Genomic DNA, 22,649 nt, shown 5'->3' with positions numbered 1-22,649 from the left:
TCAGCGGTCCCACTGTGCACGAAGCCGGGGGAACCGCAACGGACTCTTTTAAGCCACAATCCTTATAAACGAACGAAGCCGCCCGGAGAGGGTTCCCCGGGCGGCTGAAAGGCGATGGACGGGCGTTGAAGTCGGGCGGCGCCTTACTGGCAGGCCAGGCACTCGTCGTAGTCGGTGCGGGCGATGGAGAAGAGGTCCGGCTGGTTCGGATCGATCTCTTCTTCCTTCTTGTCCTCGGCGCCGGCGAAGGCGGCGCGCTGCACCGACTTGGAGCGCAGGTAGTAGAGGGACTTCAGGCCCCGCTCCCACGCCGACCAGTGCAGCATGTGCAGGTCCCACTTGTTGACGTCGCCGGGGATGAACAGGTTCAGCGACTGCGCCTGGCAGATGTCGCCGGTGCGGTCGGCGGCCAGTTCGATGACCCAGCGCTGATCCAGTTCGAAGGCGGTCTTGTAGATGGCCTTCTCGTCGTCGCTGAGGGCGTCCAGGTGCTGGACCGAGCCTTCGTGCTCGAGGATCGAGGACCAGACGGCCTCGGTGTCGATGCCCTTTTCGCCCAGCAGATCCTGCAGATAGGGGTTCTTGACCGCGAACGAGCCCGACAGGGTCTTGTGAGTGTAGATGTTGGCCGGGATCGGCTCGATGCCCGCCGACGTGCCGCCGCAGATGATCGAGATCGAGGCGGTCGGGGCGATGGCCAGCTTGTGGCTGAACCGCTCCATCACGCCGCGATCGGCGGCATCGGGGCAGGGGCCCTTTTCCTCGGCCAGGGTGCGGCTGGCCTTGTCGGCCTCGCGGCGCAGGTGCTTGAACAGGCGCATGTTCCAGCTCTTGGCCATGGCCGATTCAAAGGCCACGCCCTGCGACTGCAGGAAGGAGTGGAAGCCCATCAGGCCCAGGCCCACCGAACGCTCGCGCTGGGCCGAATAGACGGCGGCGGCCATCGACGACGGGGCGCGGGTGATGAAGTCCTCGAGCACATTGTCGAGGAAGCGCATGATGTCCTCGATGAAGCGGGGCTCTTCGCGCCACTCCAGGAAGGTCTCGGCGTTGACCGACGACAGGCAGCAGACGGCGGTACGCTCGACGCCCTTATGGTCCAGGCCCGTGTGCAGCATGATTTCAGAGCACAGGTTGGACTGTTTGACCGACAGGCCCAGGTCCTTCTGGTGCTGCGGCATCTGCCGGTTCACCGTGTCCGAGAAGATCAGATAGGGCTCGCCCGTCTGCATCCGGATTTCCAGGATCTTGGTCCACAGGTTGCGGGCGTCGACGGTTTTGCGTACCTCGCCGTTCTTGGGCGAGATCAGGTCGAACGGCTTGCCGTCGCGGACCGCCTCCATGAAGGCGTCGGTGATGTTGATGCCGTGGTGCAGGTTCAGCGAGCGGCGGTTGAAGTCGCCCGACGGCTTGCGGATCTCGAGGAACTCTTCGATTTCCGGGTGGTGCACGTCCAGATAGACGGCGGCCGAGCCGCGACGCAGCGACCCTTGCGAAATCGCCAGGGTCAGCGAATCCATCACGCGGATGAAGGGGATGATGCCCGAGGTCTGGCCCGCGCCCTTGACCTTCTCGCCGATGGAGCGGACGCCGCCCCAATAGGTGCCGATGCCGCCGCCGTTCGAGGCCAGGGAGACGTTTTCGTTCCAGACGTTCTGGATGCCGTCCAGGCTATCGTTGACCGAGTTCAGGAAGCAGGAGATCGGCAGGCCACGATCGGCGCCGCCGTTCGACAGCACCGGCGTGGCGGGCATGAACCACAGCTTCGACATATAGTCATAGACGCGCTGGGCGTGATCGGCGTCGTCGGCGTAGGCCGTGGCGACGCGGGCGAACATGTCCTGATAGCTTTCGCCCGCCAGCAGATAGCGGTCTTCCAGCGTCTTCTTGCCGAACTCGGTCAGCAGGGCGTCGCGCGACCGGTCCAGCTTCAGGCCGTCGACCACCGTCAGCTCCGGCTTGACCTCGACCGGAGCCGGGGAAACCGTAGAGAATTCCGTCGTCTGCAAAGCTTCGCCGCCAGCCATTTTCATCCCTGTCCCGAGCAAATTCGATTAGAAGGCCGTACCGGTTTGAGACACTACATCTAGTGGCTCATCGCCAGCGCTCGGCTAGATATATGGGTGCATATCCCTAACCGCAGGTAAAGCTCTTGACGGGAGCTTTTGTCACGAATCGGTGGGCGGCTTGTCCCACCCTGTGGAAATGACTCAGGAATTGAGGGGATCACATTTTTCACCGAACAGTCGTCGTTTTTCGGCAGGATCAGAAAAGGGAACGACCTCACAGCTTGGCCGTTAGCGCCCCATGGCTCCTCACCCCACCGCCTTCCTGACCCGCGCGCTTCGTGTGGCGCGCACTGAAATCGCCGCTGTGGCGGCCTTGCTGGTGGCGACGCTGGGGGTGCTGGTCTTCGTCGAATTGGCCGACGGGGTGCATGAGGCGGACGGTCAGGTCTTCGACCGGGCGGTGCTGGCGGCGGTGCGGCCTTATGCCGATGACCCCGGTCGGCCGTGGGGGCCGTGGTGGCTGCATGAGGGCGCGGCCGACCTGACCTCTCTGGGCGGTCTGTCGGTGCTGGCCCTGTTCGCCATCATGGCGGTGGGCTTTCTGCTGATCATGAGGAAGCGGCTGTCGGCCCTGATGCTGACGGTCGGCCTGGCGGGCGGGGTGGTCCTCAGTCAGGGGCTGAAGATCCTGTTTGACCGCCCGCGGCCGCCCGAGGTCTATCAGGCGGTCGAGACGATGAACGCCAGCTTCCCCTCGGGCCACACCCTGCTGTCGACGGTCTTCTATCTGACGCTGGGGGTGATGCTGACGCGGGCTTTTCCGCGCCGGGGGCTGAAGGCCTATATTCTGGGCTGCGCCGTGGTCATCGCCCTGTTGATCGGGACGACGCGCATCTATCTTGCGGCGCACTGGGCTTCGGACGTCTTTGCGGGGTGGAGCGTGGGGGCGGCGTGGTCGATGGTCCTGTGGCTGGCCGCCTATGCGGCCGAGCGGCGCCAGCGGTTGCATGACGCCCCCTTGCAGGATGCGCCCTGACGCGCCGCCCTCTTAGACCAAGGTCTAAAGACGCGATGGCCTGCAGGTGACGGATAGTGGCCGACAGAAGCCGTCGCCGCGCCAGCGACGGACGCCCGAGGAAGACGTTTCAGGAGACGCCCATGACCGAGTTCGCCGCCCTCTACGCCGAACGCCTGATGACGCCGGAAGCGGCGGCCGCCCTGATTCCGTCGGGCGCGAAGGTCGCCATGGCGCTGGGCGTCGGCCAGCCTCCGGCCCTGCTGAAGGCTCTGGCCGACCGGGCCGAGGCGAAGCAGGTAGGCGACGTCAACCTCTACTATCTGCTGTCCACCGCCATCGCGGGCGAGACGGTGCTGCGTTACGAACTGACCGATCCCCTCCGCCCCTACAGCCTGTTCCACGGCGCCATCGAGCGCAAGCTGGAGGCGCGCGGGCGCGAGGAAGGACGCCGCGCCGTCTGGTTCGTGCCGACCGGCTTCCAGCAGACGCCGCGCGTGCTGACGCATGAGATCGGCGTCGACACCCTGCTGGCGACCGTCTCGCCGATGGACGACGAGGGCTATTTCAGTCTGGGCACCAACACCGACTACGCCCTGGCCCTGTCGAAGAGCGCGCAGAGGCTGATCCTTGAGGTCAATCCGCACATGCCGCGCGTGTTCGGCGACTGCCGCATCCATGTCTCGCAGGTCGCGGCGGTGGTCGAGCATTCGGCGCCTCTGCTGGAGGCAGGGAAGGCGCCGCAGCAGCCGCAGGACGTGGCCATCGGCGGCCTGATCGCGGGCATGGTCGAGGACGGCTCGACGCTGCAGATGGGCATCGGCGCCCTGCCGGACGCCGTGTGCGCGGCTCTGCACGATCATCGCGATCTGGGCATCCACACCGAGATGCTGACGCCGGGTCTGGTCGAGCTGATGCAGGCGGGCGTCGTCACCAATGCGCGAAAAACCCTGCATCCGGGCAAGACGGTCTTCACCTTCTCGATGGGGAACCGCTCGACCTATGAGTTCCTGCACGAGAACCCGGCCTTTGAGGCGCGGCCGGTTGACTATGTGAACGATCCCACCGTCATCGCCCGCAACGCCCGGATGATCTCGGTCAACGCCACCTTGCAGGTCGACCTGTTCGGCGCCTGCTGTTCGGAATATCTGAACGGGCGGCAGTATACGGCCTCGGGCGGTCAGCTGGACTTCGTTCGCGGCGCGGCGGCGTCCGAAGGTGGCAAGTCGATCATCGCCTGCCACTCGACAGCGGCGAAAGGCGCGGCCTCACGCATCGTGGCGCGGCTGGACGGGCCGGTCACGACGCCGCGCAACGACATCCACTACGTCGTTACCGAACATGGAGCCGTCAATCTGAAGGGACTGAGCGACGACGCCCGCGCCCGCGCCCTGATCGGTCTGGCCGCGCCGCAGTTCCGCGAAGAGCTGGAGAAAGAGGCGAGGGCCATGGGTCTGTTCTAGGCCCTAACCCTCCCACCCCTCGTCGAACGGGAACCGCTCGGCCCAGAAGCTCTGAAGCGCGGGCAGGGCGTCGACGCGGCGCACGACCCCGGCCATGCCCGGCGCCTCGGCGTAGAAGCGCCGCCGCTGTGGCGTCCAGCGGCTGGCGACGGCGACATAGAGGTCCAGCACCGTCATCTCCTCGCCCAGCAGGAAGCGGTCGGGCGTGATCTGACCGTCCATCATCCGCCAGCATTCGGCGATGCGGTCTATCGTGCGTTGCTGGATCACGGCCTGCGCCTTGGGGTCGTCGCCCGCGAGGCGGGACGGCTCGTCGCGCACCCAGAACATCGAATAGACGGCGGCGGGGATGAAGCTCATCCAGCGCAGGAATTGCGCCCGACGCGGGTCGTCCAGCGCGGGCGCCAGCCGCGCCTGCGGGTGGGAATCGGCCAGCCAGATCAGGATGGCGGCGCTCTCGGTGACGACCTCGCCGCCCGGCGTGACCAGGGCGGGCACCTGCCGCATCGGATTGACGGCCGCCACCTTGTCCCGCTGGGCCTCGCCCTCCCACGTCGGGGCTTCGACCACCCGATAGTCCAGCCCGATCAGGCGAAGCGCAGCCTCGACCGGGACCGAGCCTGAGCCGGCGGCGCCGTAAAGCGTGAAAACCATCCCCATCTTCCTCCCCAGTTTCCTGTCACGGAAACACCATATCTAGCGGTCCGGTGAAAAGTGATCACCAGATGTGCGCAACTTCCCTTGTTCCTCGCGGCGCGGGGACGCATGGTGTCGCCCATCACACCCTCGGATTCGCCTCAGGTCTTTTTCGATGAACGCTCCCGCCACGATCATTCGTCCCGACATGCCCGGCCTGCTGACGCCTTCGGCCGCCTACAAGCCCTTCCGCTACCCGTGGGCCTTCGACATGTGGAAGAAGCAGCAGCAGGTCCACTGGATGCCCGAGGAAGTCCCGATGGGCGAGGACGTCAAGGACTGGGCCGCCAATCTGAACGACGGCGAGCGCAACCTGCTGACCCAGATCTTCCGCTTCTTCACCCAGGCGGACATCGAGGTGCAGGACAACTACATGGAGCGCTACGGCCGGGTCTTCAAACCGACCGAGGTGAAGATGATGCTGGCGGCCTTCGCCAATATGGAGACCATCCATATCGCGGCCTACGCCCTGCTGCTCGAGACGATCGGGATGCCGGACAGCGAGTTCGGCGCCTTCATGGAATACGAGGCCATGAAGGACAAGCACGACTACATGGGCCAGTTCGGGGTCGACAGCGACGCCGACATCTGCCGGACCCTGGCCATGTTCGGGGGCTTCTCGGAGGGGCTGCAGCTGTTCGCCAGCTTCGCCATGCTGATGAACTTCCCGCGCCAGTCCAAGATGAAGGGCATGGGCCAGATCGTGTCCTGGTCGGTGCGCGACGAAAGCCTGCACTGCGAAGGCATCATCAAGCTGTACCACGCCTTCAACAAGGAGACGGGCGCCGTCACCAAGGCCGTGGCCGACGACATCGTCGACTGCTGCAAGACGGTGATCGAGATGGAGGACAAGTTCATCGACCTGGCCTTCGAAATGGGCCCGGTGAACGGCATGACGCCGGACGACATCAAGGCCTACATCCGCTTCATCGCCGACTGGCGCCTGCGTCAACTGCACCTGCCGGAAGTCTATGGCGTGACGGAAAACCCGCTGCCGTGGCTGCAGGCCCTGCTGTCGGGTGTCGAGCACGCCAACTTCTTCGAGGCGCGCGCCACTGAATACTCCAAGGCGGCCACGCAGGGCGCCTGGCACGGCGCCGACGGCGTCTGGGACAGCTTCGACAATATGATGAAGCGCCGCACTGAGCCGACCGGGGCCTGATCCGGTCGCCGAGCCGGCATGAAAAAGGGGCGCTCCGATGCGAAGTCGGAGCGCCCTTTTCTTTGGCCGCTTCACTTGAGTTTGGGCGCAGACATTCGCGTTCCGTTCATCCCGGCGGACGCCGGGACCCAGTGAGTGAGCCAGGCACAGGTTTGTGCCGTTGAGCCGCGCGCTTTGAAGCCAAAGCACTGGTTCCCGGCGTCCGCCGGGATGAGCGGGATGGAAGAGGGCGTCGCCGCCACCCGCCGCCGCCCTCCGCCCTCGGAAACAGGCCTCAGTTCGGCTTCTGGCGCCCGGCGTAGCAGCGGGCCGTGTCGCCGCGCTGGCAGGCGGCGGCGGTGGCGCGCCAGTCCGCCATGTCGCGGTCATAGCGGGCTTTCGCCTCATCGGCGGCGCGCAGGTCGGCCTCATGCCGTTCGCGGGCGATGCGGGCCTCGGCCTGAGCCTGATCGACTTCGGCCTGCCAGCGGCGCTGCGCCTCGGTCTGGGCGGCCTGATTGGCGCGGTCCTCGCTCTCGGCCAGATCGTTCTGGGCCACGATCTCGGCGTTCAGGGCCTGGGTCTGGCGCAGTTCGTCGGGGTCCTGAACCGTGTCGGGCGCGCGGTGATAACGCTCGCCCTTCGCGCGCAGCATTTCGGCGACAGGGTCTTTCTGCGCCGTCGCCTGATCCTGGGCCTGAACCGGCGCGGTCAGCAACAGGGCGGGCAGCAGCAGGGCGGCCAGACGGGCAGGGCGCAGGGGCAAGGGCCGAAGAGTGGAAAACAGGGTCATGAAGGCTCTCCTTGCAGGGCGAAGATGCGAAAGGCCGCCAAACTGAGGCCTGCGGCTTTCAAAGAAAAGAACGTCCGGCCCGGCGGAAGGCTGCGCGCAGGAACTATAGCGGCAGCAGAAGCTCGAAGCGCGTGCCCTGTGGTCCCGTCTCCGCCAGCACAAGGGCGCCGCCGTGGTTGGCGGCCAGTTCGCGCGAAATGGTCAGGCCCAGACCCGTGCCGTCGGCGCCGCCGCCGCTGACGAAGGGTTCGAACAGGCGGTCGGCCAGTCGAGGGGGTATGCCGGGGCCGTCGTCGCGCACGGTGACGGCGGCCATGCCGTCGCGGATCTCGGCGCTGACGGTGATGGCGCCCTTGCCGCCCGTGTCCATGCTCTGAGGGGCCGTTTCGATGGCCTGGCGGGCGTTGCGCATCAGATTGACCAGAATGCGGTGAAGCTGGTCCGGGTCGGCGTTGACGGTGAAACGGGCGGGCAGATCGCGCACCAGCCGAACCCCGTCCGGCTCCAGCCCGGCATCCTCGCCGGCGGCGGCTACGGCGCGGGCCAGCAGCATCTTCTGGCGCTCCGGCGCGGGCTCTTCGGTGCGTCCATAGGCCAGGACGTTGCGCGCCAGGGTCGAGGCCCGGTCCAGCGCCCGCTCCAGCCGGGGCAGTGCGGTCGCCACCAGCGGGTCGGACGAGGTCGACAGCCGTTCGGACGCCATCTGGGCCGAGGTCAGCATGTTGCGCAGGTCGTGGTTGATCTTGGCCACCGCCTCGCCCAGCGCCGCCAGACGGGCGCGCGAACGCAGGGACTGGCGCACCTCTTCCTGCATCCGGGCCAGTTCGCGCTCGACCCGGCCGATCTCGTCGTGACGGTCCGACGGCGTCTGGGCCGGGCTTTCCGGGTTGGCGGCGAAGCGCTCGATCGAGCGGGTGACGCGCCGCAACGGCTGCAGCACCAGCAGGGCCAACGCGGCATACAGCAGTCCCCCCGCCACCGCTGCGATCAGCAGCGACATGGTCAGGCTGTTGACCAGAAAGCTGGCCAGCTCCTTTTTCAGCGGCTGGGCGGGGGCCAGGATCTCGACCAGATCGCCCGAGCGATAGCGCGGCGCCGCCTGCACCCGCAGCGACCGGTCAGGGTGGCCGAACAGGGTCTTCCACGGGTCCAGCAGCCGTGCGCCGACGCTGCGCTGGCGCAGGTCGATCAGCTCGGGCGCGCGCGGCAGGTTGGGGGCCTGAAGCAGCAGGCGCCGCACCCCCTGTTCGCCGATGACCACCGACTGCACACCGCCGATGCTCAACAGCTGTTCGGCGGTGGAATCCTCGACGGCGGAATAGGGCAGGGCCTCGACCCCGACCGAGGCCAGTTCGGCGCCCTGCAACCGGTCCATCAGCCACCGCTCCTGGAAGGAGGCGGCGCTGGGCACGATGATGATGGCGGCCACCGCCAGGGTGAAGGCGACGGTCAGCAGCAGCAGCCGGCTGGACAGGCCGTCCGGCGCGCGCGGCTTCAGCCGACGCCGCAGAACGTCGAGGCGGGCGCCCAGCGGCGCCAACCGCTGCAACGGGTGCTGCGCGGCCGAGCGCACCGGCGGGCGGGCGTCGTCGGCCGGGGCCATCGGCGGCAGGGGCGTGGAAAGGGCATCGCGTTCCGTCATGACGCCTCCATGCGGGGGCGGGCGCGCAGCTTCTGGGCCAGCTTGAGCAGCAGGGGCAGGAGCATGGAGAGGAAGGCGACTCCCATCAGGGGCCAGAAGAATTCGGCGAACAGGCTGCGGATGTCCGGATTCGGGTCCGTGACCAGAACGCCGTGCAGGCCGTCTCCGATCCAGCAATAGATGATGTGGGCGGGCAACAGGCCGATGAAGGTGGCGATCATATAGGGCCTCAGCGGCGCCGCCATCACGCCCGCCGCCACATTGATCATGTGAAACGGCACGGTGACGACCAGCCGCGCAATCAGCACATACCAGAAGGTGTTCCGGTCCACGCCTGCGCAGACCCTGTTCAGCAGGCCCGTATCGGCGGCGGCGCGGCGACGCAGGGAATCGCCCAGCGCCGTGCGTCCTACATAATAGACGGCCAGCGCGCCCACGGTGGCGGCGAAGGCAGTGGCGACGCCGCCGACCCACGGCCCGAACAGATAGCCCGCTGTCACGGTGATGAAGACGACGCCGGGCACGACGCTGGCCGTCAGAACGGCGAACAGCAGCATCAGGGCGCCCAGCATCAGCAGATAGTGGCGGGCCACGACCGTCTCCAGCACGGCGCCGTGCTCACGCAGGGTGTCCAGCGACAGATAGCGATTCCAGCCCATGCCGAAGATCACGGCGACGGCGACCAGCAGCACGGCCAGGGGCAGAAATCTTTTGACCCGGTTCAAGCCGCGCTCCGTCCTCTTCCTTATGATCTGTCTAGCGGATTTCCAGACGCGGCGCGCGCCTGTCTGCGGTGGGGAAAAGCAGCTGCGGCGTTGACTCCTGTCCTGTCGCCGCTTATACGCCCGCCTCTCTCGCGGCTGACGCTTGTGTCTGTCGCCAACCCCAGTAACCCGGAGCCGACCGTGAAGCGGACCTATCAGCCGTCGCGACTCGTGCGCAAGCGCCGTCACGGCTTCCGTTCGCGGATGGCCACCAAGAACGGTCAAAAGATTGTTGCGCGTCGCCGCGCCAAAGGCCGCAAGCGCCTGACGGCCTGACGTCACGCGCCCATTTCCCTTCAGGGCGGGGCGCATGACCGATCTGATGAAAATCGATCGCCTGTTGAGGCGGCCCCAGTTTCTGGCGGCCGCCAAAGGCGTTTCCCAGGCCCGCGGCGCCGTGGTGGTTCAGCAGTTGGACCGCGTCGACGGCGACCCCTCGGTGCGCCTTGGATTCACCGCCACCCGCAAGATCGGCGGCGCCGTCGTGCGCAACCGCGCCAAGCGCCGTCTGCGTGAGGCTGCGCGCCTGCTGACGCCCCTGCACGGGCGGCCGGGATGCGACTATGTGTTCATCGCCCGCATGGGCACGGCGGACCGCGACTGGGACCGTTTGCTTGACGATGTGAAATCGGCCCTTACAAGGCTCGCAACCCCGCGCACGGCTCCCGATATGGGAGACCGGGCCGTTTCGACCGACCCGATACTGACCCGCGCCGCCCCCGACCCGCGCCCCGCCGACCAGGACCGCTGATCCCGATGCAGAACGAGAACTCGCGCAACACCATCATCTTCTTCGTGTGCGCGGCCCTGATCATGGGCGTCTACTACTTCATGGTGATGCGCCCGCAGGCCGAGAGCCGCCGTCAGGCGCAGATCGTCGCCGCCGAGCAGCAGAAGGCGCGCGAGGCCTCGCCTGACGCCGGGCTGACCTCGTCGTCGGCCGCGCCGGGCGCCTTCATCAAGGACCGGGGCCAGGCCCTGGGCGCTGTCGCCCGCGTGCCGATCCAGACCCCGACGCTGAAGGGCTCGCTGTCGCTGCAGGGCGCGCGCATCGACGACCTGTATCTGACCCGCTACCGCGAGACGCTGAACAAGAATTCGCCGCCGGTCGAGCTGTTCCGCCCGCAGGGCATGGAACACGCCTATTTCGCCCAGTTCGGCTGGAGCGGCCCGAACGTCGCGGGCGGCGTGCCCGGCCCCAACACCGTCTGGCGCCTGACCAAGGGCGAGACGCTGACGCCCTCGACCCCGATCGAACTGACGTGGGACAACGGCTCGGGCCTGCGCTTCACCCGCCTCGTCTCGATCGACGACCAGTATATGTTCACGGTCAAGGACACGGTCGCCAACCTGGGGACGCAGGCGATATCCATCGCCCCCTATGGCCGCGTCGAGCGTCAGGGCGTGCCGGTCGATCTGGGCAAGCAGATGATCCTGCACGAAGGGGCCATCGGCGCCTTCGGCGAGAACGGCAAGTTCGCCACCGAACAGGTCAAGTACAAGGACTGGGCCAAGAAGCCGCGCATCGAGAAGAGCTCGACCGGCGGCTGGATGGGCATCACCGACAAATACTGGCTGGCCGCCCTGATCCCGACCCAGAACGAGGCCATCGAAGGCCGCTTCTCGGTGCGCGACGCCGAAGGGCTGAACATCCACGAAGCCGCCATGCTGGGCGCCACCCACACGATCCAGCCGGGCCGCCAGATCGAAGAGACCCAGCGTCTGTTCGCCGGCGCCAAGCGCGCCGAGGTGCTGAAGGGTTATGAGGAATCGCTGAACCTGCCGCGCTTCGTCTATGCGATCGACTGGGGCATGTTCTGGTTCCTGACGCGCCCGATCTTCACCGTGGTGGAGTTCTTCTATGGCGTGCTGGGCAACTTCGGCCTGGCCATTCTGGCCCTGACGGTGGTGGTCAAGCTGATCCTCTTCCCGCTGGCCAACAAGTCCTATGAGAGCTTGTCGCGGATGCGGACCCTCCAGCCCAAGATGGAGGAGATCAAGAAGAAGCACGGCTCCGACCCGCAGAAGCAGCAGCAGGAGATGATGGCCCTGTATCAGCGGGAGAAGATCAATCCGCTGGCGGGCTGTCTGCCGATGGTGGTGCAGATCCCGGTCTTCTACGCCCTGTACAAGGTGCTGTTCGTGACCATCGAAATGCGTCACGCGCCCTTCTTCGGCTGGATCCGCGACCTGTCGGCGCGCGACCCCTCGACGGTGTGGAACCTGTTCGGCGTCGTGCCGTGGGATCCGGCGACCCTGCCGGTGCTGGGCGGCATCCTGAACGGCCCGCTGCATCTGGGCGTGCTGCCGCTGGTCTACGGCTTCACCATGTGGCTGCAGATGGCGATGAACCCGCCGGCGCAGGATCCGATGCAGCGTCAGATCTTCCAGCTGATGCCGATCGTCTTCACCTTCATCATGGCCCCGTTCGCGGCGGGCCTGCTGATCTACTGGGCGTGGAACAACATCCTGTCGATCATCCAGCAGTATGTGATCATGCATCGCTTCGGCGCGGAAAACCCGATCGACAGCTTCCTCGCCCGCTTCAAGAAGGCCTGATCGTTTGGACGCTTCTGACGAGCCCAAGGTCGGAGAATATTCCGACGCCGAGATCGAGGCGGCGCGCATCCTGTTCGCGCGCCCCGCGACCTTCATCATGGGCTGCGCCAAGATCGAGCAGCTGCCGACCCCTGACCTGCCCGAGATCGCCTTCGCCGGGCGCTCCAACGTCGGCAAGTCCAGCCTGATCAACGGGCTGGTGGGCATGCACAAGCTGGCCCGCGCCTCGAACGAGCCGGGCCGCACGCGCGAGGTGAACTTCTTCGACCTGGACGGGCGGATGCGTCTGGTCGACCTGCCCGGCTACGGCTGGGCCAAGGCGTCCAAGACCACGGTGAAGAAGTTCCAGGATCTGGGCCGCGACTATCTGCGCGGCCGGGTGACGCTGAAGCGGGTCTATCTGCTGATCGACGCCCGCCACGGCCTGAAGAAGGTGGACGACGAGGCGCTGGACGCGCTGGACCTGTCGGCCGTCTCCTATCAGATCGTCCTGACCAAGGCCGACAAGCTGAAGAAGGGCGAGGCCGAAAAGGTTCAGGCGGCGACGCTGAAGGCCATTGCCAAACGCCCGGCCGCGTATCCCCATGTGGCGGTGACGTCATCGGAAAAAGGCTTCGGCCTGCCTGAACTGCGCGCCGAGATCATGCGCACGACCGACGTTATCCTTGACTGAGATTTACAACTGAATTTCACAGAAGCGTGAACCTCCCGGCGGCTGCGGTGTTATGTCCGTGGTTTTTAGCGAGAGGGGAGCGCTCCATGCGTTCAGCGATCATCGGCGGCGTGGCCGTCGCCTGCCTGCTGGGTCTGTCGGCCTGCGGAAACAACAACAAGGCCGAAAAGCCTGCCGGTGAAGGCGCAGGCAGCGCGCCTTCGGCCGCCGCGACGCTGGAAGGCCCCAAGCCGGGCCTGTGGCGCGTGTCCACCGCCATGGAAGGCATGCCGGGCGGCGCTGCGGTCGCTCCGCAGGAAGTCTGCATCAAGGAAGCCAAGCTTGAGGCGCCTGCTGACGCCCAGCAAGCCGGCGCCGACTGTAAGACCCAGCCCTTCACGCGTCAGGGCGACGCCATGGTGGCGACCTCGGCCTGCACCCTGCCGGGCAATATGAAGACGGACTCCACCATCCGCGTCACGGGCGACTTCAACAGCCGCTACGTCACCGAGGTCACGACCAAGATGGACCCGGCGCCGACGCCGCAGATGGCCCAGACCAAGATCACCATGACGGCCGAGCGTATCGGCGACTGCCCCGCCGCCTGATCGCGGCATAAGGCCGGATAACGGCCTGATCGTTCCGGCCGGTATGGCGTCGCTGAAAAGCAGCCCCATATCGGTCGGATGATCCCACTGTCCATTCTCGACCTCGCCCCCGTGCCGCAAGGCTCTGACGTAGGGCAGGCGCTCGCCAATACCATCGATCTGGCCCGCCACGCCGAACGGCTGGGCTACAGCCGCTACTGGCTGGCCGAGCATCACAACATGGCAGGCATCGCCAGCGCCGCGACCTCGGTCGTCATCGGCGCGGTTGCGGCCGCCACGAAAACCATCCGCGTGGGCGCCGGCGGCGTCATGCTGCCCAACCACGCCCCTCTGGTCATCGCCGAACAGTTCGGCACCCTGAACGCCCTGCACCCCGGACGCATCGATCTGGGGCTGGGCCGGGCGCCCGGCTCGGATCAGGCGACGGCGCGCGCCCTGCGCCGCACCCTGCAGGGCGATCACGACGCCTTCCCGCAGGATGTGATGGAGCTGATGCAGTGGTTCGCCCCGGCCCAGGACGGCCAGCGCATCATCGCCAACCCGGGCGAGGGGCAGGATGTCCCGATCTGGATTCTGGGCTCATCCACCTACGGCGCCCAGCTGGCGGCCCATCTGGGTCTGCCCTACGCCTTCGCAAGCCATTTCGCGCCCGGCGAGATGATGCGGGCGCTGGACATTTATCGCCAGACCTTCCGGCCGTCGCCGCATCTGGAAAAGCCCTACGCCATGCTGGGCTACAACGCCTTCGTGGCCGAGACGGATGAGGCGGCGCGCCTGCTGTTCACCTCGGTCCAGCAGGCCTTCGTCAATCTGAGAAGCGGCCGTCCCGGCAAGCTGCCGCCGCCGGTCGAGGGCTATTATGAGGGGCTGGACGGCGCGGCTCGCGGCGTGATCGACGCGGCCCTGTCCTGCTCAGCTGTCGGGGCGCCCGAAACGGCGAAGGCGGCGATGGAGGCCTTCATCGCCCGCACCGGCGCCGACGAGCTGATGCTGACCAGCCAGATCTGGGATCCGGCCGCGCGCGTGCGTTCGATCGAACTGCTGGCCGCGGCGGTGGGGCAGAAGCCCGTCTAGAGGCTTTCCTCGCCCGGCAGGAGCAGGGCCATGGGTCCGTCCGGCTCATGGCCCGACAGTCTTCGCCACGCGGCGCCCAGACGGATGGCGTCGACCAGATCCTGTGGCGTGATGGGCGCATCCCCGATCAATCGCTGGCGCAGGCCCCGGCACGCCTCCAGCAGGGCGGCGGCGCGGCGCACTTCGGCGACATCCGACCGCGAGCCGATCCCTTCCAGCGAGGAAAAGCGCCAGCCCGCCTGTTCAGGCGCCGCCTCCATGATCGTCCACTTTTCGGACGGGGTCAGGCGGTCGGCGATCTTTTCCCATGGGGCGTCTTCGCCTGCGCGGCGGTAATGGCCGGGCTGATCGGGCAGGCCATGACGGGCATAGATCTGACGCGCCGCCGTCTCCATGACGCCGATCTCGGCCAGCAGGTCGTCGACGCCATCGGGCGGCTCCGGCCGCGCCTGATCGGCCCGCGCCTGATCGGGTAGGGCCGGGACGTCGCGGCGGCGGCCGAAACGCCCCGGCAGCATCAGTTTTAGCGGTTCAGCGTGCTGGTGACCGAAACGTCGTAGACGACGCGGGTCATGCTCTGCACGAATTCGAAGAACTTCCGCATCTCGGCGGCCCCGGCGCGCGGGGCGTAGATGATGTCGTCCGGCTCGATCTGGAAGTTGCTGGCGATGAAGAAGCCTTCGCCCTCATACAGGTTCAGACGATAGACGACGGGCACGCCGCGTGCTGTGGGCGCCTGCTGGATGCCCAGAAGCTGGGCGGTTTCCGGCCGCTCGAAGCGGAAGACCAGCACCGATTTGGCGTCGGCCAGATTGGAGTCCAGACCGCCGACGCCGCTGAGGGCCTCGGCCAGGGTCAGCGGGCCGGGCGGAAGTTCGCTGCGCGCCACCGCGTTGAAGGCGCCGAAGGAGCTGAACCGGCGCGGCTTGTAGACCAGGTTCACCTGATCGCCGCGCTGCAGGCGGACGTTCTCGTTGAACTCGGTCGTGACGATGGCCATCGGCGCGACGTAGGTGCGACCCTCGCGCTGGATCTGCACATTGACGTCATAGATGGAGCGACTGGATCCGCCAGCAGCGGCCAGAACGTCCAGGATGCGGTCATGGTTGGCCGACAGGGGCTGGCGACCCGGATTGCGCACCTCGCCCAGCACGGTCACGGCGTTGGAGGTGTTGCCCGCCACGGTGACGATAACCTGCGGGTTGGCGACCTTGCCGATCAGAGCGCGGCGCACGGCGGCCGAGGCCTGGGCCGGGGTCAGGCCCTGCACAGACACATTGCCGGCGAAGGGCACGGGCACCTGCCCGTCGCGGTTGACGGTCAGCGGGGGCAGGGTCTGCTGGCCTGCAGAGGCGGATGTGGAGGACACGCCGCCGAACAGGCCGCCGCCGGGCTCGAAGATGCTGACGGCCAGGGTGTCGCCCACGCCGATCACATCGGTGGGCGCCTCGCTGGAAGCCAGGGCCAGGCTGCTGAACGACGGAGGCGGCGCGGCCTTCAGTCGCTCGCTGAGGGCGAAGTCCAGATTGACGATGGCGTAGTCGCCTGCGCGCTCGGGCGAGCTGGCGCCTTCGACCACGCGGCGCCCGGAAGGCCCGTCACGCGGCAGGGTGGAGCAGCCCGCGAGCAGGGCGACGATCATCAGGCTGGCGGCGGTTCTGGTCATGACGGCTCTGTAAGCAGTTTGATCAGATGCTTACCCGCACGGCGGACGCACCGCCAGAGGGCGGCAGCACCTGTTGTTCGATGACCTGGAAATGTCGATCCCAGGTCGGAGCGGAATAGGTCGGCGCTATGGGGGCGGCGCGGGTCCATTCCTCCAATGCGGCCAGCCAGCCCAGACCGTCCAGAGGATCGATCAGGCGGGCGTGGGGCACCAGTTCGCGGTGGGCGGCGATGTCCGAGGCGATCAGGGGAACGCCCATGGCGCTGGCCTCGACAGCGGGCAGGTCGAAGCCTTCGGTCGACGAAGGCGCCACCACGGCGCGGGCGCCGCGCATCAGGGCCGAAAGGGCGCAGTCGGGCAGGTTCTCGGCCTGATGCACCAGCCCTTGAAGGTTGGGCGAGCGCTGCAGCAGATCCAGCACCGCTTCGTTTTCCCAGCCGTAGCGGCCGACCAGGACCAGACGCGGGGCGGCAGGTCCCATTTTCTCCTGCAGGCGCCGCCAGACGGTCAGCAGGAAGGCGAGGTTCTTGCGCGCCTCTATGGTGCCGACGTGGATGAAATAGGGGTGAGCGGCGCCGACCTGAACGCTGCCGTTCAGCGTCCGCTCCAGACCCAGATGGGCCACGTCCACCGGCGGGGCTGTCATGTTGGAGCGGTCGGCGAAGGCCAGCAGTTCGTCGGCCGTGTGCTGCGAATTGACGATGACGCGCGAGGCGTGGCGCAGCACATTGACGACCCGTCGCTCATGTTTGGCGCGGTCGCCGGGGCGGCAGAACTCGGGGTGGGTGATGGGGATCAGGTCGTGGACCATCACCACCCGCTCGATGTTCCCGGCGTTGAGCGCGGTCAGGATGTCGGGCGTGTTCAGACTGGTGTGGCCGACGTTCAGATAGGCGCGGGCGGGCGGCGGCGCCTTGACGCTGCGGGTGCGGAAATACTGCTTCCAGGCGCGCTGTTTTATGCGTTTGGGCGGCGCTTCTTCTTCGGGGGCGTGGCCGATGATGGAGGCGCCGTTGTCCGGCGAGCGCAGGGCGGCGAACAGACGCTGCGCGTCGGGGCCCAGTTCGCTGACGACGCCGGGGCCGCTCCAGCGCGCGCGCAGTTCGGCCAGACGGTCGCGGAACCATTCATTATCGACGCGCGCTAGCTGGTCGTGGCGCGCCCGCACCGGCACCATGCGATAGACAGGGTGTTCGATCAGCCACTCCGCATAGGCCAGACAGACCCGATCGACGCCTGTGGGGGCGCTGCGTTCGGTGCGGCTGAGCAGTCGGCTGGCGTCGAACAGTATATCTTCAGGCATCAGGACACATAGCCTGCCTGCATCAGTTCGGCGATGTGGATGATGGCGACGGGACGGCGCTCATCAAGGACGAACAGGTTGCTGATCTTGTTGGCGGTCAACAGGTCGACGACATCGCTCATCCGGGCGTCCGGCTCGACCGTGATCGGGCTGCGGCTCATGATGTCCTCGGCCCGCAGGGTGGTGATGTCGTTGGCGAAGGCGCGACGCACGTCGCCGTCGGTGATGATGCCGGCCAGGGCCCCGTCGGCGGCCAGGACGGCGACCGCGCCCTTGCGGCCCTCGGTGATCGCCGAGACGACCTCGGTGAAGTTGGCGTCCAGAGGGATGCTGGCCGGAACGGCGGCGTTGTCGCCCATCCATTCGCGCACGGTCTGCAGGCTCATGCCCAGCGATCCGCCCGGATGGTGCAGGCCGAAGTCTTCCCGCGTGAAGCCGCGCCGGTCCATCAGCACCATGGCCAGGGCGTCGCCCATCGCCAGCGACATCAGGGTCGAGGTCGTCGGCGCCAGGCCGTTGGGGCAGGCCTCGGCCACCTTGGGCATGGTCAGGCAGACGTCGGAGTGACGGCCAAGGAAGCTCTGAGGCCGCTGGGTCAGGCCGATGACGGGAATATTGTTGCGCGCGCAGAAGATCAGCGGATCGCGCAGTTCGCGGCTCTCGCCCGAGTTGGACAGGGCCAGAAGCGTTGTGTCCGGGCGCAGCATCCCCAGGTCGCCGTGGCTCATTTCGGCCGGGTGGACGAAGAAGGAATTGGTGCCGGTCGACGCCAGGGTGGCGGCGATCTTGCCGCCGATGTGCCCCGACTTGCCCATGCCCGTCACCACCACATAGCCGGGGCGCGACAGGATGACGTCGGCCGCGCGCGCGATCGAGGAATCCAGCGACCGCTCCAGCGCTTCCAGAGCTTCGATGTTCAGGCGCACGACTTCGCGCGCGCGATCAGACATGGCGGCCAGTTGTTCGGGAGAGGAAGGAACGGAGAAAGCAGTCATGACGGCTCCAGGCGCCGGGGCCGCTTCTGCGGCTCTTCGTAGCGCAGTGGCAAATGCCTTATTCGCACGTTCGGCACAATGGCGCCGCCGCGTGTGAACGCTTGATGAATAGCGACAACCATTCCCTTCGTCATGCGTTGCCATAAGTTCCAAACACAGAAAGATTCTTGAAACGCATGTCTTTTGCACAGGGGTTTGCGCGCCCCGAACCGTCTGTCCTTCTGCCCGCGCCGCCGAATCATCTGAGCGAAGCGGCGCTTTTCCTTGATCTGGACGGCGTGCTGGCGCCCCTGGCTCCGACGCCCGACGCCGTAGGGCCAGAGCCCGGCCGCACCCGGGCGGTCGAACGTCTGACGCTGGCCCTGAACGGCCGCGTCGCTGTGGTCAGCGGCCGGACGCTGGCCGAGATCGACCGCATCGTCGACGGCGCGGCGCGCGCGGCGTCCGGCGTGCATGGACTGGAGCGGCGCGGCGCCGACGGCGCCCTGAGCGCGCGCGATCCCTCGCCTGCGGTGAAGAAGGCCGTGGCGGCGTTTCGTGACTTCGCCGCCAGTCGTCCCGGCGTTCTGGTTGAGGACAAGGGCCTGTCGGCCGGACTGCATTTTCGTCAGGCGCCGGATGCGGCCGATGCGGCGCTGGCGCTGGCGACGGGGCTGGCGCAGGACACCGGCCTGATGCTTCAGCCCGGCTCTATGGTGCTGGAGCTCAAGACGCCCGGCGCCGACAAGGGCACGGCGGTCACGGCCTTCATGCAGGAAGCGCCCTTCGCCGGCGCCCTGCCGGTCATGGTCGGCGACGACCTGACCGATGAGGCGGGCTTCCGCGCGGCCGAGGCTCTCGGCGGCTTCGGCGTTCTGGTCGGGCCGGAACGTCCAACGGCGGCGCGTTATCGCCTCGACGATGTGGCGGCGGTGCTGGACTGGCTCGGCGCCGTCAGCGCGAACGCTGCAGGGGTCTCGGAGGCGCAGGCATGACGCCCAATCTGAATCTGGCGCCCATAGGCAATTGTTCGGTCAGCGCCCTTGTCGATCGGCAGGGACGCTTCGTCTGGGCCTGCGCGCCGCGCATAGACGGCGATCCGGTCTTTTCCGCGCTGATGGACGGGGTTTCGCCCGAGCACGGCTTCTGGTCGGTGGAGCTGGAAGGGCAGGTTACGGTCGAACAGGCCTATATGCGAAACACAGCCGTCCTGCGCACCGTGCTGACGGCGGCGGACGGCGCGGCGGTCGAGATCCTTGACTTCTGCCCGCGTCATCTGAAGCACGGCCGCATCTATCGCCCGGTCGCCTTCGCCCGGGTGCTGCGGCCGCTGGCGGGGACGCCGCGCATCACCGTGCGTCTGCGCCCCTCGGCCGACTGGGGCGCGCGCCGGGCGGAGCGGACCTCCGGCTCCAACCACATCCGCTATCTGTGCAGCGACGTGACCCTGCGCCTGACCACCAACTGTCCGGTCAGCCATGTGCTGAACGAGCGCATCTTCCGCCTGGAAGAGGAAATGGCCTTCTTCCTCGGCCCGGACGAAGGCTATGACCAGTCGGTGCTGACGGGCGTCAATGCAGCGCTGGACCAGACGGTCATCTATTGGAAGCACTGGACCCGCACCCTCTATCTGCCGCTGGACTGGCAGGAGGCGGTGATCCGCGCCGCCATCGCTTTGAAGCTGTGCGTCTATGAAGAGACAGGCGCCATCGTCGCCGCCATGACGACCTCTGTGCCCGAATTCCCCGAGAGCGGGCGCAACTGGGACTATCGCTACTGCTGGATCCGCGACGCCTATTATACGGTGCGGGCGCTGAACCGGCTGGGCGCCGTGGACATCCTCGAGAGCTATCTCGGCTATCTGCGCAACCTCGTCGACGATGCGGCGGGCGGCCATGTGCAGCCGGTCTATGGCGTGGGGCTGGAGCCCGCCATCGTCGAGCGCATCGTCGACAGCGTCGAAGGCTATCGCGGCATGAAGCCGGTGCGCGTCGGCAATCAGGCGCATGAACACCTTCAGCACGACGTCTATGGCCAGATCGTCCTGCCGCTGGTTCAGGCCTTCTTCGACCACCGCCTGCTGCGCCCCGGCACGATCGAGGACTTCCGCGCGCTGGAGACGGTCGGCGAGCGCGCCTTCGCCATGCACGATCAGGTCGACGCGGGCCTGTGGGAGTTCCGCACCATCGCGCGGGTGCACACCTATTCCTCGGTCATGTGCTGGGCGGCCTGCGACCGGCTGGCGCGCGCGGCGCATCATCTGGGGCTGGACGACCGCTGCGCCCTGTGGCGGGACCGGGCGCGCCTCATCCGCGAGCGCATCGAGGCCGAGGCCTATCTGCCGGACGAAGGGCGCTTCGCCGCCAGCTTCGGCGGGACGGAGCTGGACGCCTCCCTGCTGCAACTGACTGATCTGGGCTTCCTCGACGCCCGGGACCCGCGGCAGGTGAAGACGTTCGAGGCGATCGAGCGCGACCTGAAGCGCGGCCCCTATCTGTTCCGCTACGCCCATGCCGACGACTTCGGCGAGCCGGAGACGGCCTTCAACTTCTGCACCTTCTGGTACATCGAGGCCCTGCACCTGAACGGCCGCACCGAAGAGGCCCGCGCCATCTTTGAAGAGATGCTCAGCCGCCGCACCCATGCGGGCCTGCTCAGCGAGGACATTTCGATCCAGGACGGCGAACTGTGGGGCAACTACCCCCAGACCTATTCGCTGGTAGGCATCATCAACTGCGCGGTCCTGCTCAGTCGTTCGTGGACGGACGCGCGATGAGCCGGCTGATCGTCGTCTCCAACCGCGTTTCGGCGCCGAAAGACCCGGCGGCGGGCTCGGCGGGCGGTCTGGCCATGGCCCTGTCGGCGGCCCTGCGCAAATATGAAGGCCTGTGGTTCGGCTGGTCCGGCGAGACGGTCGAGCATTTCACCGGCGAACTGAACGTCGAGGATCGCGCCGGCGTCACCGTCGCCACCGTCGATCTGGAGCCGCAGGACGTCGACGAATATTACAACGGCTACGCCAACAAGACGCTGTGGCCGCTGTTCCATCACCGCATCGACCTGACGGCCTATGAGCGGTCCTATGGCGAGGGGTATGAGCGCACCAACCGCCGCTTCGCCGAGGTGCTTCAGCCTCTGTTGCGGCCCGACGACGTCATCTGGATCCACGACTATCACATGATCCCGATGGCGCGGGATCTGCGCCGTCTGGGGGTGAAGAACCGCATCGGCTTCTTCCTGCACACGCCATGGCCCGCGCGTCAGCTGCTGGTGACGCTGCCGCATCACCGGCGTCTGGTGGAGTCGATGTTCGACTTCGACCTGCTGGGTTTCCAGACGCGCGAATGGCTGGGCCTGTTCCAACGCTATGTCGAGGTCGAGGCGGGAGGCAGGGTACTGGACGACGGCGGCCTCGAAGCCTTCGGCCGCAGCGTGAAGGCGGGCGTCTTCCCCATCGGCATCGACGTCGATGGGTTTCTGGCGGCGCGCGATTCATCTCTGGGCCAGCGGACCTATGACCGGATGGCGGCCTCGGCGGCCTTCCGCTCGATGATCGTCGGCGTCGACCGGCTGGATTATTCCAAGGGGCTGGAGCAGCGCCTGCTGGGCTATGAGCAGTTTCTGGAAGACAACCCCGACCAGCGCGGCCGGGTCTTCCTGCTTCAGGTCACGCCCATCTCGCGCGACGATGTGGACACCTATCAGGACATGCGCGTGCGCTTGGAGGCGCTGGCCGGGCGGGTCAACGGCGCCCATGCCGACATGGACTGGCAGCCGGTCCGCTATCTGAACCGCACCTTCCGCCGCGACCAGCTGGCGGGCCTTTACCGCGCCGCCCGCGTGGGCCTGGTTACGCCCCTGCGCGACGGCATGAATCTGGTGGCCAAGGAATATGTCGCGGCTCAGGACGCAGAAGACCCCGGCGTCCTGATTTTGTCACGCTTCGCCGGCGCGGCCGAACAGATGAAGGAGGCCCTGTTGGTCAATCCCTTCAGCCGCGAGGAATTGTCCGACGCCATCCAGAAGGCCCTGACCATGCCGCTGGCCGAGCGTACCCGCCGATGGCAGGCCCTAATGCAGGTGGTGCGCGACACTGACGTCGCCCGCTGGCGCGACCAATTTGTCAGTCAGTTGATGGGATGCTGACGGCCTTATGCCACATGAAGCTTTTATTGCCCCGCGCCCTTCAACGCATGCGGCGTATTGTCGCACTTTAATGTGTTGAGATGGTGAATTGCGGCTACGTGATGATACGTATGAAATTTGGGGTTGTTGTCCCTTTGGGGCGCT

Annotated in this window: 21 protein-coding genes; 12 read left to right on the top strand and 9 right to left on the bottom strand. The window is 67.0% G+C overall.

What is annotated here, in order from left to right; genetic code table 11:
• Positions 1–143: 143 nt before the first annotated feature.
• On the bottom strand, positions 144–2,033 hold the full coding sequence (locus ABE454_RS13325; RefSeq protein ID WP_346532376.1) for a ribonucleoside-diphosphate reductase subunit alpha: 1,890 nt from the start codon (positions 2,031–2,033) through the stop codon (positions 144–146).
• A 274-nt stretch (positions 2,034–2,307) separates the two neighbouring features.
• Here ABE454_RS13325 and ABE454_RS13320 point away from each other — a divergent pair, with 274 nt between their 5' ends.
• Complete coding sequence (locus ABE454_RS13320; protein ID WP_346532374.1) at positions 2,308–3,045, top strand: phosphatase PAP2 family protein; 738 nt, start codon at positions 2,308–2,310, stop codon at positions 3,043–3,045.
• A gap of 122 nt (positions 3,046–3,167) precedes the next feature.
• Positions 3,168–4,487, top strand: a complete 1,320-nt coding sequence (locus tag ABE454_RS13315; RefSeq protein ID WP_346532372.1) for an acetyl-CoA hydrolase/transferase family protein — start codon at positions 3,168–3,170, stop codon at positions 4,485–4,487.
• A 3-nt stretch (positions 4,488–4,490) separates the two neighbouring features.
• On the opposite strand, the gene ABE454_RS13310 is transcribed toward ABE454_RS13315, so the two are convergent.
• Positions 4,491–5,147, bottom strand: a complete 657-nt coding sequence (locus ABE454_RS13310) for a glutathione S-transferase family protein (protein ID WP_346532370.1) — start codon at positions 5,145–5,147, stop codon at positions 4,491–4,493.
• Positions 5,148–5,331: 184 nt separating this feature from the next.
• On the opposite strand from ABE454_RS13310, the gene ABE454_RS13305 reads away from it, so the two are divergent.
• Positions 5,332–6,345, top strand: a complete 1,014-nt coding sequence (locus ABE454_RS13305; RefSeq protein WP_430826396.1) for a ribonucleotide-diphosphate reductase subunit beta — start codon at positions 5,332–5,334, stop codon at positions 6,343–6,345.
• 274 nt (positions 6,346–6,619) lie between these two features.
• On the opposite strand, the gene ABE454_RS13300 is transcribed toward ABE454_RS13305, so the two are convergent.
• The 3 genes from ABE454_RS13300 to ABE454_RS13290 all read right to left on the bottom strand — a co-directional run bounded on the left by ABE454_RS13300 (position 6,620) and on the right by ABE454_RS13290 (position 9,484).
• A complete protein-coding gene (locus ABE454_RS13300; RefSeq protein WP_346532367.1) occupies positions 6,620–7,117 on the bottom strand; it encodes a cell wall hydrolase in 498 nt (165 codons plus the stop codon).
• A gap of 103 nt (positions 7,118–7,220) precedes the next feature.
• Positions 7,221–8,759, bottom strand: a complete 1,539-nt coding sequence (locus ABE454_RS13295; protein WP_346532366.1) for a sensor histidine kinase — start codon at positions 8,757–8,759, stop codon at positions 7,221–7,223.
• Positions 8,756–9,484 carry a TVP38/TMEM64 family protein gene (locus ABE454_RS13290; RefSeq protein ID WP_346532364.1) on the bottom strand — a complete coding sequence of 243 codons (729 nt, stop codon included), beginning with the start codon at positions 9,482–9,484 and terminating at the stop codon, positions 8,756–8,758. The genes ABE454_RS13295 and ABE454_RS13290 overlap by 4 nt, the downstream gene beginning before the upstream one ends.
• Before the next feature lie 180 nt (positions 9,485–9,664).
• Here ABE454_RS13290 and rpmH point away from each other — a divergent pair, with 180 nt between their 5' ends.
• The 6 genes from rpmH to ABE454_RS13260 all read left to right on the top strand — a co-directional run bounded on the left by rpmH (position 9,665) and on the right by ABE454_RS13260 (position 14,416).
• On the top strand, positions 9,665–9,799 hold the full coding sequence (gene rpmH, locus ABE454_RS13285) for a 50S ribosomal protein L34 (protein ID WP_003164000.1): 135 nt from the start codon (positions 9,665–9,667) through the stop codon (positions 9,797–9,799).
• A 34-nt stretch (positions 9,800–9,833) separates the two neighbouring features.
• Entirely contained in the window at positions 9,834–10,274 is a 441-nt protein-coding gene (gene rnpA, locus ABE454_RS13280) for a ribonuclease P protein component (RefSeq protein WP_346532362.1), read from the top strand.
• A gap of 5 nt (positions 10,275–10,279) precedes the next feature.
• Positions 10,280–12,082: a membrane protein insertase YidC gene (gene yidC, locus ABE454_RS13275; RefSeq protein WP_346532361.1), complete on the top strand. Its 1,803-nt coding sequence runs from the start codon at positions 10,280–10,282 to the stop codon at positions 12,080–12,082.
• Positions 12,083–12,086: 4 nt separating this feature from the next.
• Positions 12,087–12,755: a ribosome biogenesis GTP-binding protein YihA/YsxC gene (gene yihA, locus ABE454_RS13270; RefSeq protein WP_346532360.1), complete on the top strand. Its 669-nt coding sequence runs from the start codon at positions 12,087–12,089 to the stop codon at positions 12,753–12,755.
• Positions 12,756–12,841: 86 nt separating this feature from the next.
• Positions 12,842–13,342 (top strand): DUF3617 domain-containing protein, encoded by a 501-nt coding sequence (locus tag ABE454_RS13265; RefSeq protein ID WP_346532358.1) that lies wholly within the window; start codon positions 12,842–12,844, stop codon positions 13,340–13,342.
• A 78-nt stretch (positions 13,343–13,420) separates the two neighbouring features.
• Positions 13,421–14,416, top strand: coding sequence for an LLM class flavin-dependent oxidoreductase (locus ABE454_RS13260; RefSeq protein WP_346532357.1), 996 nt, complete (start codon positions 13,421–13,423; stop codon positions 14,414–14,416).
• Here the strand turns inward: ABE454_RS13260 and ABE454_RS13255 are convergent.
• From ABE454_RS13255 to ABE454_RS13240, 4 genes are read right to left on the bottom strand one after another with little or no spacing between them, the layout of a single operon-like run.
• Positions 14,413–14,934: a hypothetical protein gene (locus ABE454_RS13255; protein WP_346532356.1), complete on the bottom strand. Its 522-nt coding sequence runs from the start codon at positions 14,932–14,934 to the stop codon at positions 14,413–14,415. The genes ABE454_RS13260 and ABE454_RS13255 overlap by 4 nt on opposite strands.
• Before the next feature lie 5 nt (positions 14,935–14,939).
• Positions 14,940–16,082 (bottom strand): polysaccharide biosynthesis/export family protein, encoded by a 1,143-nt coding sequence (locus ABE454_RS13250; RefSeq protein ID WP_346532354.1) that lies wholly within the window; start codon positions 16,080–16,082, stop codon positions 14,940–14,942.
• A gap of 22 nt (positions 16,083–16,104) precedes the next feature.
• Positions 16,105–17,385, bottom strand: a complete 1,281-nt coding sequence (locus tag ABE454_RS13245; RefSeq protein ID WP_346532352.1) for a glycosyltransferase family 4 protein — start codon at positions 17,383–17,385, stop codon at positions 16,105–16,107.
• Positions 17,385–18,380 carry a KpsF/GutQ family sugar-phosphate isomerase gene (locus ABE454_RS13240; RefSeq protein ID WP_346532351.1) on the bottom strand — a complete coding sequence of 332 codons (996 nt, stop codon included), beginning with the start codon at positions 18,378–18,380 and terminating at the stop codon, positions 17,385–17,387. The genes ABE454_RS13245 and ABE454_RS13240 overlap by 1 nt, the downstream gene beginning before the upstream one ends.
• Positions 18,381–18,556: 176 nt before the next feature.
• On the opposite strand from ABE454_RS13240, the gene otsB reads away from it, so the two are divergent.
• The 3 genes from otsB to ABE454_RS13225 are packed head-to-tail and all read left to right on the top strand — an operon-like array spanning position 18,557 to position 22,505.
• Positions 18,557–19,354, top strand: a complete 798-nt coding sequence (otsB, locus tag ABE454_RS13235) for a trehalose-phosphatase (protein ID WP_346532547.1) — start codon at positions 18,557–18,559, stop codon at positions 19,352–19,354.
• Complete coding sequence (locus tag ABE454_RS13230; protein ID WP_346532349.1) at positions 19,351–21,135, top strand: glycoside hydrolase family 15 protein; 1,785 nt, start codon at positions 19,351–19,353, stop codon at positions 21,133–21,135. Before otsB ends, ABE454_RS13230 begins: the two co-directional genes overlap by 4 nt.
• Positions 21,132–22,505 carry an alpha,alpha-trehalose-phosphate synthase (UDP-forming) gene (locus ABE454_RS13225; RefSeq protein ID WP_346532348.1) on the top strand — a complete coding sequence of 458 codons (1,374 nt, stop codon included), beginning with the start codon at positions 21,132–21,134 and terminating at the stop codon, positions 22,503–22,505. The genes ABE454_RS13230 and ABE454_RS13225 overlap by 4 nt, the downstream gene beginning before the upstream one ends.
• The last annotated feature ends 144 nt before the right edge of the window (positions 22,506–22,649 follow it).

Origin of the sequence: Brevundimonas diminuta, assembly GCF_039673845.1 — a bacterium.
GTDB lineage: Bacteria > Pseudomonadota > Alphaproteobacteria > Caulobacterales > Caulobacteraceae > Brevundimonas > Brevundimonas diminuta_E.
Note: the sequence above shows the minus strand (reverse complement) of the source record. Positions and strands in the feature narration are given on the sequence as shown.

Excerpts from the sequence above, each read along its gene's own strand:
- ABE454_RS13325 (WP_346532376.1), bottom strand. The coding sequence starts at position 2,033 with ATGAAAATGGCTGGCGGCGAAGCTTTGCAGACGACGGAATTCTCTACG.
- ABE454_RS13320 (WP_346532374.1), top strand. The coding sequence starts at position 2,308 with ATGGCTCCTCACCCCACCGCCTTCCTGACCCGCGCGCTTCGTGTGGCG.
- ABE454_RS13315 (WP_346532372.1), top strand. The coding sequence starts at position 3,168 with ATGACCGAGTTCGCCGCCCTCTACGCCGAACGCCTGATGACGCCGGAA.
- ABE454_RS13310 (WP_346532370.1), bottom strand. The coding sequence starts at position 5,147 with ATGGGGATGGTTTTCACGCTTTACGGCGCCGCCGGCTCAGGCTCGGTC.
- ABE454_RS13305 (WP_430826396.1), top strand. The coding sequence starts at position 5,332 with ATGCCCGGCCTGCTGACGCCTTCGGCCGCCTACAAGCCCTTCCGCTAC.
- ABE454_RS13300 (WP_346532367.1), bottom strand. The coding sequence starts at position 7,117 with ATGACCCTGTTTTCCACTCTTCGGCCCTTGCCCCTGCGCCCTGCCCGT.
- ABE454_RS13295 (WP_346532366.1), bottom strand. The coding sequence starts at position 8,759 with ATGACGGAACGCGATGCCCTTTCCACGCCCCTGCCGCCGATGGCCCCG.
- rnpA (WP_346532362.1), top strand. The coding sequence starts at position 9,834 with ATGACCGATCTGATGAAAATCGATCGCCTGTTGAGGCGGCCCCAGTTT.
- yidC (WP_346532361.1), top strand. The coding sequence starts at position 10,280 with ATGCAGAACGAGAACTCGCGCAACACCATCATCTTCTTCGTGTGCGCG.
- ABE454_RS13265 (WP_346532358.1), top strand. The coding sequence starts at position 12,842 with ATGCGTTCAGCGATCATCGGCGGCGTGGCCGTCGCCTGCCTGCTGGGT.
- ABE454_RS13260 (WP_346532357.1), top strand. The coding sequence starts at position 13,421 with ATGATCCCACTGTCCATTCTCGACCTCGCCCCCGTGCCGCAAGGCTCT.
- ABE454_RS13255 (WP_346532356.1), bottom strand. The coding sequence starts at position 14,934 with ATGCTGCCGGGGCGTTTCGGCCGCCGCCGCGACGTCCCGGCCCTACCC.
- ABE454_RS13250 (WP_346532354.1), bottom strand. The coding sequence starts at position 16,082 with ATGACCAGAACCGCCGCCAGCCTGATGATCGTCGCCCTGCTCGCGGGC.
- ABE454_RS13245 (WP_346532352.1), bottom strand. The coding sequence starts at position 17,385 with ATGCCTGAAGATATACTGTTCGACGCCAGCCGACTGCTCAGCCGCACC.
- ABE454_RS13240 (WP_346532351.1), bottom strand. The coding sequence starts at position 18,380 with ATGACTGCTTTCTCCGTTCCTTCCTCTCCCGAACAACTGGCCGCCATG.
- otsB (WP_346532547.1), top strand. The coding sequence starts at position 18,557 with ATGTCTTTTGCACAGGGGTTTGCGCGCCCCGAACCGTCTGTCCTTCTG.
- ABE454_RS13230 (WP_346532349.1), top strand. The coding sequence starts at position 19,351 with ATGACGCCCAATCTGAATCTGGCGCCCATAGGCAATTGTTCGGTCAGC.
- ABE454_RS13225 (WP_346532348.1), top strand. The coding sequence starts at position 21,132 with ATGAGCCGGCTGATCGTCGTCTCCAACCGCGTTTCGGCGCCGAAAGAC.